Origin of the sequence: Janthinobacterium sp. FW305-128, from assembly GCF_020858135.1 — a bacterium.
Lineage (GTDB): Bacteria > Pseudomonadota > Gammaproteobacteria > Burkholderiales > Burkholderiaceae_D > Janthinobacterium.
The window spans coordinates 233,920-247,040 of record NZ_JACYMK010000004.1 but is presented as its reverse complement, the minus strand read 5'-3'; the positions used below and the strand labels follow the sequence as shown (position 1 = coordinate 247,040).

The following is a 13,121-nucleotide window of genomic DNA, read 5'->3' as shown; positions in this document are numbered from 1 at the left end:
CATGAACATACTCACTATCGATGCCGGCACCACCAATACGCGTACCTTGCTGTGGCGCGGCGGCGCTGTCGTCGCCCAGGCGCAGCTGGAAACGGGCGTGCGCAATACCGCCATCGATGGCCATAACGGCGCGCTGAAACAGGCGCTGCGCGACACCATCGCCAGCGTGCTGGCCAGCGCCGGCATCGCGCCGTCGGCTGTGGACCTGGCGCTCGCTTCGGGCATGATCAGTTCGCCCATGGGCGTGCGGGAAGTGCCGCATTTGCCGGCGCCCGCCGGCCTGGCCCAGCTGGCGCAAGGCATGCAGGTGGTGGACTTGCCCGACGTGCTGGCGCAGCCCCTGTGGCTGATTCCCGGCGTGCGCAACCAGCATGGCGCCGTCGGCCTGCATAACGTCGAAGCGATGGACATGATGCGCGGCGAAGAGACGGAAGTCGTCGCGCTGCTCGAGCGCCTGCAGTTGCGCGGCGCGGCGACCCTGATCATGCCCGGCTCGCATACCAAATTGATCAGCGTGGACGAGCAGCGCCGCATCCTCGGCTGCAGCACCACCATCGCCGGGGAATTGCTGCAGGCGATCACGCAGCACACCCTGATCAAGCAATCGGTCGATGGCGGTTTTGCCCAGACCCTGGTGCCGAAAATGCTGCTGGCCGGCGCGGCCGCGGCGCAAAAAACAGGGCTGGCGCGCGCCTGTTTCAGCGTGCGCACCCTGGGCCAGTTCAGCGCCATCGAATGCAATGAGCGGGCCAATTTCCTGATGGGCGCCGTCCTCAGCGGCGACCTGCTGGCGCTGCGCAACAGCACCGCCATCCAGATGCGGCCCGATACGCCGCTCGTCATTACGGGCAAGCCCATGCTGCGCCAGGCGCTCGGCTTGCTGATCGAAGAACACGGATTTTTTTATGGCAAGCGCATCATCGTCGACGACCAGCAGCAAGACTATCTGGCCGGTCACGGTGCGCTGCTGATCGCCGCCGCGCGCGGCTTGATTTCCCCGCAGGAGACAGTATGAGCAGCAACAAGAACAAGCGTCCCTTGCGTTCGCAAGCGTGGTTTGGCGGCGACGACAAGGACAGTTTCATTCACCGCAGCTGGATGAAGAACCAGGGCTATCCCAGCGACGCTTTCGATGGCCGTCCCGTCATCGGCATCTGCAATACCTGGTCCGAACTGACGCCCTGCAATGGCCATTTCCGCGACCTGGCCGAGATGGTCAAGCGCGGCGTGCTCGAAGCGGGCGGCTTTCCCGTCGAATTTCCCGTCATGTCGCTGGGCGAGACGAATCTGCGCCCGACGGCCATGCTGTTCCGTAACCTGGCCAGCATGGATGTGGAGGAATCGATCCGCGCCAACCCCATCGACGGCGTGGTACTGCTGACGGGCTGCGACAAGACCACCCCGGCCTTGCTGATGGGCGCGGCCAGCGTGGATTTGCCCACCATCGTGCTGTCGGGCGGCCCCATGCTGAACGGGAACTACCGGGGCAAGCCGATCGGCTCGGGCACGGACGTGTGGAAGTTTTCCGAAGACGTGCGCGCCGGGCGCATGACCTCAAACGAATTCAAGCAGGCCGAATCGTGCATGTCGCGCTCCGCCGGCCACTGCATGACCATGGGCACGGCATCGACCATGGCCAGCATGGTCGAAGCGCTGGGCGTGACCCTGCCCGGCAACGCGGCCATTCCCGCCGTCGATGCGCGCCGCAAGCTGCAGGCGCAGCTGACGGGCCGGCGCATCGTCGACATGGTGCATGAAGACCTGAAACTGTCGCAGATCCTCACGCGCGAAGCGTTTGAAAACGCCATCATGGTCAACGGCGCCATCGGCGGCTCGACCAATGCCGTGATCCACCTGCTGGCCATTGCCGGGCGCATCGGCGTGGACATGCGCCTGGGCGACTGGGACCGCCTGGGCCGCGACATTCCCTGTTTGCTCAACCTGATGCCGTCGGGCCAGTACCTGATGGAAGATTTTTATTATGCGGGCGGCCTGCCCGTGATCATCCGCGACCTGCTGGGCAAATTGCATGGCGGGGCGCTCACCGTCACGGGGGCGACCATGGCCGTCAACGTGGCCGAAGCGGAAAATTTCAATCCCGAAGTGATCACGCCGCTGGCGCAGCCATTCAAGGACGAGGGCGGCATCGCCGTCCTGCAGGGCAACCTGGCCCCGCGCGGCGCCGTCATCAAGCCCTCGGCCGCGTCGCCCGAGCTGATGCAGCACCGTGGCCGCGCCGTCGTCTTCAACAGCATCGAGCATTACAAAAAGCGCGTCGACGATCCCGCGCTCGACATCGACGCCAGCTGCGTGATGGTGCTGCAAAATTGCGGCCCGCAGGGCTACCCTGGCATGGCCGAGGTGGGCAATATGGGATTGCCGAAAAAACTGCTGGAGCAGGGCGTGCGCGACATGGTGCGCATCTCGGACGCGCGCATGAGCGGCACGGCCTACGGCACGGTGGTGCTGCACGTGGCGCCGGAAGCGGCCGTGGGCGGGCCGCTGGCCCTGGTGCGCGATGGCGACATGATTGAACTGGACGTGGCGGGACGGCGCTTGCACCTCGACGTCGACGAGGCCGAGCTGGCGCGCCGGCGCGCAGAATGGCGCGCCCCCGAGCCGGCCATGAAGGGCGGCTACCAGTCCATGTACATCAAGCACGTGACGCAGGCCGACGAAGGCGCGGACCTCGATTTCCTCGTCGGCTGCCGTGGTTCGGCCGTTCCGCGCGAGTCACATTGATAACGCACGATCAAACCTGCTGCGCGTCTCGGCCACAACTGACTTCCGCTCGCGACGGTTTTATCATGCGTTATACAGAGTTAAAGGAAAGAAATGATGGGGACACAGGCCCAATTACTGGTCGATGCGCAGAACTTCCTGGGCGAGGGCGTGCGCTGGTGCGAACGCAGCGGCCGCGTTTTCTGGACGAATATCGAAGGCTGCCAGCTGCATGCGCTGGTATTGAGCACGGGGGAGCGCCAGCGCTGGGACATGCCCGAGCGCCTGGCCTGTTTCGCGCTGACGGACCGCGACGACGTGCTGCTGCTGGGCCTGGCCTCGCGCCTGGCCTGGTTCGACGCGCGCAGCGGGGCCGTCACACCCTTGCACACGGTGGAGGGCGACCTGCCCATGACGCGCCTGAACGATGGCCGCTGCGACCGCCAGGGGCGCTTTGTCTTCGGCACGCTGGATGAACGCCCGTGCCGCGATGCGATCGCCAGCTTCTATCGCCTCAACCTGGACTTGAGCCTGGAACGGCTGCCGCTGCCGCAGATCGCCATCTCGAACAGCATCTGCTTCAGCGTCGATGGCACGGCCATGTATTTTTGCGATTCGATGAAGAAGGCGATCTACCGCTGGGATGATTACCTGGGCGGCGACGCCAGCCGGGTACGTGTGTTTGCCGTGCTCGATCCGGGGCCGGGCGCCGCCGACGGCGCCACCATCGATGCGGATGACCACTTGTGGAGCGCGCAGTGGGGCGCCGGCAGGGTCTTGCGCTTCGCGCCGGACGGCAGCGTCGAGCGGGCGATAGCCTTGCCCGTCTCGCAGCCCAGCTGCGTGAGCCTGGGCGGCCCGCACTACGATGAATTGTTCGTCACGACGGCGCAGGAAAGCTTGACCCCGGCCCAGCTGGCGGGCGAACCGCTGGCCGGCGGATTGTTTCATGCGCGCCAGGTGGGCGTGCGCGGTTTGCCGGAAGTGCGCTTTGGCGCCCTGCCGGCCTGACAGGAGAGAGCAGATGCAAAAGCACATGGTTTTCAATGGCATCCTCGAGCGGGGCATGGTCGGTATCGTGCGTGCCGACTCGTCCGATGCGGCGCTGCAGATCGCCGAGGCGTGCATCGCCGGCGGCATCACGGCCCTGGAAGTGGCATTTACCACGCCCGACACCCTGGGCGTGCTGCGCACCTTGCGCGAACGCCACGGCCATGACGTGCTGCTGGGCGCGGGCACGGTGCTCGATACGGAGACGGCGCGCGCCGCCATCCTGGCCGGCGCCCAGTTCATCATCTCGCCCGGCGTGAACGTGGAGACGATTACGCTGTGCCAGCGCTACCAGGTGCTGTCCATGCCGGGGGCGATGACGCCGACGGAGATCGTCACGGCCCTGCAGGCGGGCGCCGACATCGTCAAGGTTTTCCCCGCCGAGATGTTCGGCCCCGCCTACATCAAGGCCCTGCGCGCCCCGTTGCCGCAAGCGCCGCTGATGCCGACGGGCGGCGTGACGGTGGAGAACCTGCCGGAATGGTTTGCCAGCGGCGCCGTGGCCGTGGGCATCGGCAGCAGCCTGAGTGGCCCGGGCGCCACGGGAGATTACGCGGCCGTGACGGCGCGCGCGCAGGCTTTTGTCGCGCAGATGGCGGTCGTGCGTATGGCTAAGAGCCTATCCCAGTAGATGAATACATCCCCTGCTGACGCCCCTCAGGAGCGGGGACTGCGTTGATCGTCGTCGCGTGGCTCGCCACGCGTCCTCCTCACGCCTTGTCCGCGCTCCTGATGCGTTGCCAGCAGAAGACGCTCCCTACCGGGATAGGCTCTAAGTCTTCTGGCTAGCTCCCGGCGGGACGGGAATCTGCTACGCTAGGCGGGCAATGTCGCACGCCTCATAGACCAGAATATGTCCAACATCGCCCGCATCCTGCAAGACAGCCGCATCATCGCCATCGTCGGCATGTCCGACAAGCCCGAACGCGCCAGCCACGAAGTGGCCGACTACCTGCTGCGGCATGGCTATCGCGTATTGCCCGTCAATCCGGCCCTGGCCGGGCGCGACGTGCTGGGCCAGCGCGCTTACGCCACCTTGACGGAGGCTGCGGCTGCCGTCGCGCCGGCGCGCATCGACATCGTCGACTGCTTCCGCAAGCCGGCGGATATCCTGCCCATCGCCGAGGAAGCCATCGCCGTCAAGGCGGGCTGCCTGTGGCTGCAGCTCGACGTCATCAATGAGGAGGCGGCGCAGCTGGCGCGGGCGGCGGGCCTGGACGTGGTGATGGACCATTGCACAAAAATCGAGCACCGCAAGCTGGCGGTGGCGGTATGAAGGCGCGCACGCAATTCCGGGCCGGCAAAGGTTTTGATCTGAACGAGGAATTCGCCGGCAAGCGCCTGCTGGGTGCGGCCACCAAGGCGGCCAACAAGAAGCTGACGCCAGCCCAGTGCAAGGCCCTGGACCGCGAGGAAACCGTGGCGTTGACGGCGCAGATCGCCGAGTGCCAGAGCATGCTGTACGCGCAGCACAAGAAGAAGGTGCTGCTGGTCCTGCAGGGCATGGATACCTCGGGCAAGGATGGCACTGTGAAGGCCATCTTCAGCAATATCAACCCAATGGGCATCCGCGCCGTGGCGTTCAAGGGCCCCACCGATATCGAACTGGCGCACGACTACCTGTGGCGCGTGCACCAGCACGTGCCGGTGAAGGGCGAGATCGCCATCTTCAACCGCAGCCATTACGAGGATGTGCTGATCACGCGCGTGCAGGACATGATCGACAAGGCCGAATGCCAGCGCCGCTACGCGCAGATCCGCGATTTCGAGCGCATGCTGAGCGAGACGGGCACCGTCATCCTGAAAGTCTTCCTGCATATTTCGAAGGACGAGCAGCGGGGACGGCTGCAGGAGCGGCTCGACGATCCCGACCGCCAGTGGAAGTTCGATCCCAACGATATCGCCCAGCGCAAGAAGTGGGATGGCTACCAGCGCGCCTATGAAACGGCGATCCGCGAGACCGATGCCGATCACGCGCCGTGGTACGTCGTGCCATCGAATTCCAAGACGCAGCGCAACCTGGTGGTGGCCTCGCTGCTGCTGGAAACGCTGCAGGCCATGAAGCTCGAATACCCAGCGCCGGACCCGAAACTGTCGTCTTTCAAGGTCGAGTAGTTCCGCCCATCGCCTGCGGAATCGGCCGCGCTGTGGCATAGTATCCCTCGTCGATAATTCAAACCAGACCGGAGATCCATATGCTGCAGTTGAAAGATCCTACCTTGTTGCGTCACCAGGCTTACGTGAATGGAGCCTGGGCGGATGCCGATGGTGGCCAGACGATTAATGTGAGCAATCCCGCCACCGGCGAGCATATCGGCACGGTGCCCCTGATGGGCGCGGCCGAGACGCGCCGCGCCATCGAGGCGGCCAATGCCGCCTGGCCCGCCTGGCGCAAGAAGACGGCCAAGGAGCGCGCGGCCGTGCTGCGCCGCTGGCATGACCTGATCCTGGAAAACGCCGACGACCTGGCGCTGATCATGACCACCGAGCAGGGCAAGCCCCTGCCGGAAGCGAAGGGCGAAGTGCAGTTCGGCGCCTCGTTCATCGAGTGGTTTGCCGAAGAAGGCAAGCGCGTGGCGGGCGATACCCTGCAATCGCCGTGGCCGGACCGCCGCCTGGTCATCACCAAGGAGCCGATCGGCGTGTGCGCCGCCATCACGCCGTGGAATTTCCCCGCCGCCATGATCACCCGCAAAGTCGGCCCGGCCCTGGCCGCCGGCTGCCCGATGGTCCTCAAACCGGCCGAAGCGACGCCGTTTTCCGCGCTGGCGCTGGCCGTGCTGGCCGAGCGCGCGGGCGTACCGGCGGGCGTGTTCAGCATCGTCACGGGCGCGCCGAAAGACATCGGCGGCGAAATGACGTCGAACCCCATCGTGCGCAAGCTGACGTTTACAGGTTCCACGCAGGTGGGCCGTTTGCTGGCGGAACAGTGCGCGCCGACGATCAAGAAACTGTCGCTGGAACTGGGCGGCAATGCGCCGTTCATCGTCTTCGACGACGCCGACCTGGATGCGGCCGTGGAAGGCGCCATCGCCTCGAAATACCGCAACGCGGGCCAGACCTGCGTATGCGCCAACCGCCTGTACGTGCAGGACAGCGTGTATGACGCGTTTGCCGACAAGCTGGTGGCCGCCGTGGCCAAGCTGAAAGTCGGCAATGGCATCGAGGCGGGCGTCACGCAAGGCCCGCTGATCGACGCCAAGGCCGTCGCCAAGGTGGAAGAGCACGTGGCCGACGCGCTGGGCAAGGGCGGCCGCCTGCTGGCCGGCGGCAAGCGCCATGCGCTGGGCAACGGCTTCTTCGAGCCGACCGTCATCGCCGACGTGACGAACGACATGCGCGTGGCCACCGAGGAAACCTTCGGCCCGCTGGCGCCCCTGTTCCGCTTCAAGACGGACGATGAAGTCATCGCCCTGGCCAACAACACGGAATTCGGCCTGGCCGCCTACTTCTATTCGCGCGACATCGGCCGCATCTGGCGCGTGGCAGAAGGCTTGGAAACGGGCATGGTCGGCGTCAACACGGGCCTGATCTCGAACGAGATCGCCCCCTTCGGCGGCGTCAAGCAATCGGGCCTGGGCCGTGAAGGGTCGACCTACGGTATCGAAGACTATCTCGTCATCAAGTACATCTGCATGGGCGGCATCTAAGGCCGCTTAACGCGAGCCGCGGCGCGCGGCGAGGCGGTCCAGCATGCCCTTGACCGCTTCCATCTGCGTGCCGCTCTTGCGGTAGAAATCCGGGTCGATCGGGTTGATGCTGGTGTAGCCCCAGAAATCCCAGCAGCCTTTCGGGTTGTACGGATAGACGGGGCTCGGTTCGGCCTGCGGATACAGCACGATGATCTTGTTGGCGTCCGCCACCTGGTTATAGCCGGTGCTGGTATAGAAACGGTCGCCGATCGCCTGCGTCGTTTGCAGGCAGCCGTGGAACACCACGTGCACGCGGCAGCTCTCGCTGTCGCACGCTTTCGGGATGTAGGCATAGCCCGTATTGTTCATGCTCGAATACGCGTTCTGGATGAAGCTGCGCTGGTTGAAGGCGATCAGCTTGCCCGTCAGGGTGGTCGACGACGGTTGCAGGTCCGGGTACAGGTGCTGCAGGATGTCGCGCGCCTGGACGTAGTCGCAGTCGTTGATGAACGGCGACTCCGTCACGGCGCACGGCTTGTCCTGATTGCTGTCGGTCAAAATGGCGTGGCCCGCGCCTAGCGTGTCGACGAAGCGGATCTGCGCCGCCGGCGTGCCTGCCAGTTGATAGAATTTCCCCACCTGTTCCACCACCGGCCGCGTCACGGTCTGGTCTTTCGTTCCGCTGAACAGATATACGCGCTGGCGTTTCAGGTTGGCCGTGTCGTCGATGAGACGGGCCTGCGCGAAATCGTTCGCCGCGCGCAGCAATTCGCTGGCCACGGGCGGCGCCACTTGCGCGCTGCCTGGATTCATGCAGGTGGTCAGGGCATTCGTCAGGTAGGGAATATACGGGAAGCGGCCCGGCTGGCCCGAGCAGAAATACGGGCCGCCCGCGATGATGCCGGCGCCGGCGACGGTGGCCGAGTAGGCGACGGCAAACTGCGCCGCCATGAAGCCGCCCGAGGACAGGCCGGACACCGTGGTCTGGCTCAGATCGGCCTGGTAGCCGGGCAGGGCGGGGGCGTCCTTGGTTGCGGCGGGTTTGACGGCTTTGGCCGTCGTGGCGGCGTGCGTGCTGGCTGGCGCCAGGATGAGCAGGCTGGCGGCCAGCAGGGCGGTGGGTAATGCGGTCAGGTGCGGGTAGGGCATGGCAACTCCACAAGGCATGGACAGGAAGGCCGAGCATAGGTAAAAAAACTGTGCGCTGGGCAAGTACTGCACCGTCGTTGATGTCGCTCAAGCTATCGCTGTTGTTGTCCGTCTTGTACGCGCGCGCGGCGTTTGACATAGAATGGTTTTTTTTCGTTCAACCATGGTGCCCCTCATGTCCAAGACCCTTGCCCAGCTGTTTGCGCTCACCACCCTTGCCGCCGGCGCCAGCCTGGCCATGCCGGCCCATGCCGCCGAAACCGCGCCAGCTGCCATAGCTCCGGCCGCCTGCCCCGCCATCCTCAAGCAGACCTTCAACCGCCTGCAGGATGAAGCGCCGCAAAACCTGTGCCAGTACGCAGGCAAGGTCGTGCTGGTGGTCAATACGGCCAGTTATTGCGGTTTTACCAATCAATATGAAGGGCTTGAGGCGCTGTACGCCAAGTACGGCAGCAAGGGCCTGGTGGTGCTGGGCTTTCCGTCCAACGATTTCGGCAAGCAGGAGCCGGGCAACAGCAAGGAAATCGCCGATTTCTGCTACAACACCTATGGCGTGAAGTTCCCCATGTTTTCGAAGTCCGTCGTCTCCGGCCCCAATCCGAACCCGCTGTATGTGGACCTGATCAAGCAGACGGGCAAGACGCCGGCCTGGAATTTCCACAAATACCTGATCGACCGCCATGGCAAAGTGGTGGAAAGCTTCCCCAGCAAGGTGACGCCGGACGACAAGAAACTCGTTGGCGCGGTGGAAAAAGCGCTGGCGATGTAAGTTGCCGACACCCAAGCAGGCTGGAACGCCTGCTTTTTTTTTAATGCCGTGCTTGTCGTCTTGCCATCATTATCCTAAGCTGGTTGTTCGCGTTTGTCACAACAAAGGAGATCATCATGGCATATGTCGATGGATTTGTGGTGCCCGTACCGAAAGCCAAGCTCGATGCTTACCTGGCCATGTCGCGCAGTTGCGGCGCCGTCTGGCGCGAATATGGCGCGCTGGAATTTCGCGAGTGCGTGGGTGACGATGTCAAGCCGGGCAAGCTGACTTCGTTCCCGCAGGCGGTGGACTTGCAGGATGGCGAAGTGGTGGTGTTTTCATGGATTGTGTATGAGTCGCGCGCCAAGCGCGATGAAATCAACGACAAGGTCATGAAAGACCCGCGCCTGGCCGAGATGATGGACCCGGCCAAGCTGCCGTTCGATGGCAAGCGGATGATTTACGGCGGCTACGAGATGCGTGTGGATCTTTAAATAAGAGCAGCCGGCAGCGCCCCGCGCAGCGCATTGCACACGACGATGGCCTCGGCGCGCGCCAGCATGGCGCGCGTGATGATGGTTTCCTGCGCCCCCCAGGCGGGATCGGCCAGCATGGCTGCGCGTTGCACGCCGGGCAGCAGGCCGCAGGACAGGGGCGGCGTGTGCCAGCGGCCATCGAGCCGGACGAAGACATTGCTGCGCCCGCCCTCCGTCAGCTCGCCCCGCTCGTTAAAGAACAGCATGTCGAAGCCCCCTTGCGCCTCGGCCGCGCGCCACGCTGCGTCATAGCGCGCGCGCACGCTGCTCTTGTGGCGCAGGAACAGGTCGTCGGCATTCGTGGCCTCGGGCGCCAGCAGGATGTTGACCGTCTCCGGCAAGGGCGACAGGGCGCCGCTTTGCGTCGTAAACTGGCCGTCCTGGCGCAGCGCCAGGCGCAGGCGGAAGGGCGCATCGTCGGGGCGCGCGGCGCAGGCCGCCTGCAGCGCGGCGCGGGCCGCGTCCGCATCCCAGGCAAAACCGAAGTAGGCGCAGGAGGCGGCCAGGCGCGCCAGGTGGCGCTCCTGCTGGCGGCAGCCGCCGGCGCGGCTCGCGTGCAGGGTCTCGAACAGTTCGAAGTCGTTGCTCAGCCCCGTCAGGAAGCGGGCCTTGAGCTGGCATTCCGCAAATTCCTCGTGCGGGTCGCTGTCCAAGACGATGCCGGCGCCCACGCCCATTTCGCCGCGCCGCAGGCCGCCAGGGCCAGCCGGCTGCAGGGCCAGGGTGCGTATCGGCACGGACATGCAGAAGTCGCCCACGGCGTGAGCACTACCGGCGCTTGGCGGATCGAACCAGCCGATGGCGCCCGTGTAGATGCCGCGCGGCGCCGGCTCCAGTTCGGCGATGATCTCCATGGTGCGGCGCTTGGGCGCGCCCGTGATCGAGCCGCACGGATACAAGGCCTGGAAGATGTCGGCCAGGCTGGCATCGTCGCGCAAACGCGCCTGCACGGTGGACGTCATCTGCAGCACGCTGCTGTAGCGCGTCACCTGGAACAGGGCCGGCACCTTGACGGAGCCCGTGGCGGCGATGCGGCCGATGTCGTTGCGCAGCAGGTCGACGATCATCAGGTTTTCCGCGCGGTTCTTCGGGTCGCTGGCCAGGACGGCCGCGCGGCGCGCGTTCTCGTCCGTTTGTTCAGGCGGCGCCGCCGGCGCCGTGCCTTTCATCGGGCGCGCCGTCAGCTCGCCCTGCGCATGGCGCACGAACAGTTCCGGCGACAGCGACAGCAGGGCGCCGCCATCGGGCAGCATCACCAGCGCGCCATACGGCACGGGCTGGCGGGCGCGCAGCCGCGCATACAGGGCCAGGGGCGAGCCGAAGGCGTCGAAGCGCAGCCGATACGTATAGTTGACCTGATAGGTGTCGCCGGCCACGATGTAGTCGTGGATGCGCTGCAGCGCGCGCGTGAATTCGGCCTGATCCACGTTGGCGCTGATGCCGGCGATGCCGGCCGGCGTTTCCGCCGCCGGCGTACGAGCGGCCAGCCACTGCAGCACCTCGTCCTGCGACAGCTGGGTGCAATGTTCGAAGACGAGCACCTGCGCCAGCGGCGGTGCGCCGGGATCCGCCGCGCGCGGCGGCATGGCCAGCAAGTGCGCGCCCAGTTCGTAGCTGCACACGCTGACGGCATACTGGCCGCGTTCCAAGGCCGCTTGCAGCCCTTCGAGCAGGGCCGGCCACTGTTCCCCCTCGCTGCACCGCAAGACCGCCGTCAGGCCCGTGTACAGGCGCGATGCGGCGCCGGGCGTGCTGGCGTCGTCGAGCAGGGCGAAACAGTCGGTATGCATGGGGACAGCCGCGGCGGTGACTTACCCCAGCAGCATGGCGATTTGCAGCGCCGCTTCCTGGGAGGGATTGATCTTGAAGCCGCTCTTGGCGTAGCGGTGCCAGCGTCCGATGACGAAGCTGACGATCAGGGTGGCGCGCGCCGCCACTTCGCTTTCCTTGCCATGGCCTTCGGCGGCGGCCACGCGCAAGGCCTGCTTGAGCGCCAGCTCCACGCGGTCGTAGAACTGGTTCATGCGCACTTGCAGGCGCTCGTCCTCATTGACCAGCGCATCGCCGATCAGCACGCGCGTCATGCCCGGATTGCTGATGGCGAAATTGAGCAGCATGCCGATGATGTCGCGCGTCTGCGTCATCCCGTCGCTGTGCTTTTCCGCGATCTGGTTGATCAGGCCGAAGACGCTTGACTCGATGAATTCGATCAGCCCTTCGAACATTTGCGCCTTGCTGGCGAAATGGCGGTACAGGGCCGCTTCCGAGACGGCCAGTCTGGCCGCCAGTGCGGCGGTGGTGATCTTTTCGCCTTTCGGCTGCTCCAGCATTGCGGCGAGGGCCTGAAGAATTTGTAGCCTGCGTTGGCCCGGCGGTGTGCTTGCCATATTTTCTCTTGTCGTTAAAAAAAATGCTGCCTTGATGGGGAAGTCCGTCACCGCCGCTAGCGGTGCGGCTTCCGGCGTCAGCCGGAAGTCCAGGAGTCCCCTTCAACGCAGACGGTGAAGGCGGCGTGCCAAATGCCGGACAGATTTTACTTTGACATCGACGTAAGCGGGGCGATTTAACGCCTTGGGCAACTTCGCCACGCCGATCGGGTCGACCATTTTCAGGTATTGCGTGACCCAGGCCGTGCGCAGGCCCAGTCTTTTTGCGCCCTTCAGGTTGGCGAGGGTGTCTTCCACCAGGATGCAGCGGCCAGGGCGGATCTGGTGCTTGCGCATCAGTTTGCGCAGCATCAGCGTCGATGGCTTGGGCCGCAGCTGGCGGTGCACCTGCATCGCTTCGATGGCGACGTGGTGTGAAAAGTGCCGGCGCAGTCCCAGATGGCGCATCACGTCGCTCGAATAGCGCAGCGGCGCGTTGGTGAGTAAAATTTTACGGCCAGGCAGGCGTTTGAGTAAAGCCCCCAGTCCCCGCTCGGCGCGTATCATGGCGCGTAAATCGTCGAAGGCATGCGTCTCGTGCAAAAAATGCGCGGCCTGCACCTGATGGTGCTTGACCATGCCCAGCAAGGTGGCGCCATAGCGGCGCCAGTAGGCCGCGCGCGCCGCATTGACGATGGCGTCGTCGGCCGGCGTCACGCCGTCGCCCAGCACCCGGGCAATATACGTGTTCATATTGGCCGTGATGGTGGGGAAGATGGCGTGCGAGGCATTGTGCAGCGTGTTGTCGAGGTCAAACAGCCAGACCGGCGACGAGCGGTTAAGATGGGACACAGGCACGAGAGTCTTTGCTAGCGAGAGAAGATGAAAAATTCAATAATCAGGAAAACCATGCGAC

Annotated in this window: 13 protein-coding genes; 9 read left to right on the top strand and 4 right to left on the bottom strand. The window is 64.9% G+C overall.

All coding sequences use genetic code 11. The annotated features are described in order from the left end of the window. Position 1 precedes the first annotated feature (1 nt). From IGS60_RS11010 to gabD, 7 genes are all read left to right on the top strand, one after another. Positions 2-1,015: a 2-dehydro-3-deoxygalactonokinase gene (locus IGS60_RS11010; protein WP_230504310.1), complete on the top strand. Its 1,014-nt coding sequence runs from the start codon at positions 2-4 to the stop codon at positions 1,013-1,015. Next, entirely contained in the window at positions 1,012-2,742 is a 1,731-nt protein-coding gene (araD, locus tag IGS60_RS11005) for an L-arabinonate dehydratase (protein ID WP_230504308.1), read from the top strand. Before IGS60_RS11010 ends, araD begins: the two co-directional genes overlap by 4 nt. Positions 2,743-2,838: 96 nt before the next feature. Beyond that, positions 2,839-3,732 carry an SMP-30/gluconolactonase/LRE family protein gene (locus IGS60_RS11000; protein ID WP_230504511.1) on the top strand — a complete coding sequence of 298 codons (894 nt, stop codon included), beginning with the start codon at positions 2,839-2,841 and terminating at the stop codon, positions 3,730-3,732. A 13-nt stretch (positions 3,733-3,745) separates the two neighbouring features. Next, complete coding sequence (locus IGS60_RS10995; protein ID WP_230504306.1) at positions 3,746-4,402, top strand: bifunctional 2-keto-4-hydroxyglutarate aldolase/2-keto-3-deoxy-6-phosphogluconate aldolase; 657 nt, start codon at positions 3,746-3,748, stop codon at positions 4,400-4,402. Positions 4,403-4,624: 222 nt separating this feature from the next. Further along, positions 4,625-5,047, top strand: a complete 423-nt coding sequence (locus IGS60_RS10990; RefSeq protein ID WP_230504304.1) for a CoA-binding protein — start codon at positions 4,625-4,627, stop codon at positions 5,045-5,047. Then, entirely contained in the window at positions 5,044-5,886 is an 843-nt protein-coding gene (locus IGS60_RS10985; RefSeq protein WP_121670809.1) for a PPK2 family polyphosphate kinase, read from the top strand. The genes IGS60_RS10990 and IGS60_RS10985 overlap by 4 nt, the downstream gene beginning before the upstream one ends. Positions 5,887-5,966: 80 nt before the next feature. Further along, the gene (gene gabD / locus IGS60_RS10980; RefSeq protein WP_230504302.1) at positions 5,967-7,421 is read left to right on the top strand and encodes an NADP-dependent succinate-semialdehyde dehydrogenase; all 1,455 of its coding nucleotides are present in this window, start codon (positions 5,967-5,969) and stop codon (positions 7,419-7,421) included. A gap of 6 nt (positions 7,422-7,427) precedes the next feature. Here the strand turns inward: gabD and IGS60_RS10975 are convergent, their stop codons facing one another. Then, complete coding sequence (locus tag IGS60_RS10975; RefSeq protein ID WP_230504300.1) at positions 7,428-8,552, bottom strand: poly(3-hydroxybutyrate) depolymerase; 1,125 nt, start codon at positions 8,550-8,552, stop codon at positions 7,428-7,430. A 175-nt stretch (positions 8,553-8,727) separates the two neighbouring features. Between IGS60_RS10975 and IGS60_RS10970 the strand changes: the two genes are divergently transcribed. Next, on the top strand, positions 8,728-9,321 hold the full coding sequence (locus tag IGS60_RS10970; RefSeq protein WP_070219106.1) for a glutathione peroxidase: 594 nt from the start codon (positions 8,728-8,730) through the stop codon (positions 9,319-9,321). 116 nt (positions 9,322-9,437) lie between these two features. After that, entirely contained in the window at positions 9,438-9,797 is a 360-nt protein-coding gene (locus tag IGS60_RS10965) for a DUF1428 domain-containing protein (RefSeq protein WP_070218957.1), read from the top strand. Here IGS60_RS10965 and pabB read toward each other — a convergent pair. The 3 genes from pabB to IGS60_RS10950 form a co-directional block, all read right to left on the bottom strand. Beyond that, the gene (gene pabB / locus IGS60_RS10960; RefSeq protein ID WP_230504298.1) at positions 9,794-11,629 is read right to left on the bottom strand and encodes an aminodeoxychorismate synthase component I; all 1,836 of its coding nucleotides are present in this window, start codon (positions 11,627-11,629) and stop codon (positions 9,794-9,796) included. The two genes, IGS60_RS10965 and pabB, sit on opposite strands and share 4 nt — an antisense overlap. Before the next feature lie 21 nt (positions 11,630-11,650). After that, the gene (gene slmA, locus IGS60_RS10955) at positions 11,651-12,226 is read right to left on the bottom strand and encodes a nucleoid occlusion factor SlmA (protein WP_070313104.1); all 576 of its coding nucleotides are present in this window, start codon (positions 12,224-12,226) and stop codon (positions 11,651-11,653) included. A 102-nt stretch (positions 12,227-12,328) separates the two neighbouring features. Then, entirely contained in the window at positions 12,329-13,063 is a 735-nt protein-coding gene (locus tag IGS60_RS10950; RefSeq protein ID WP_099408139.1) for a pyrimidine 5'-nucleotidase, read from the bottom strand. Between the last annotated feature and the right edge of the window lie 58 nt (positions 13,064-13,121).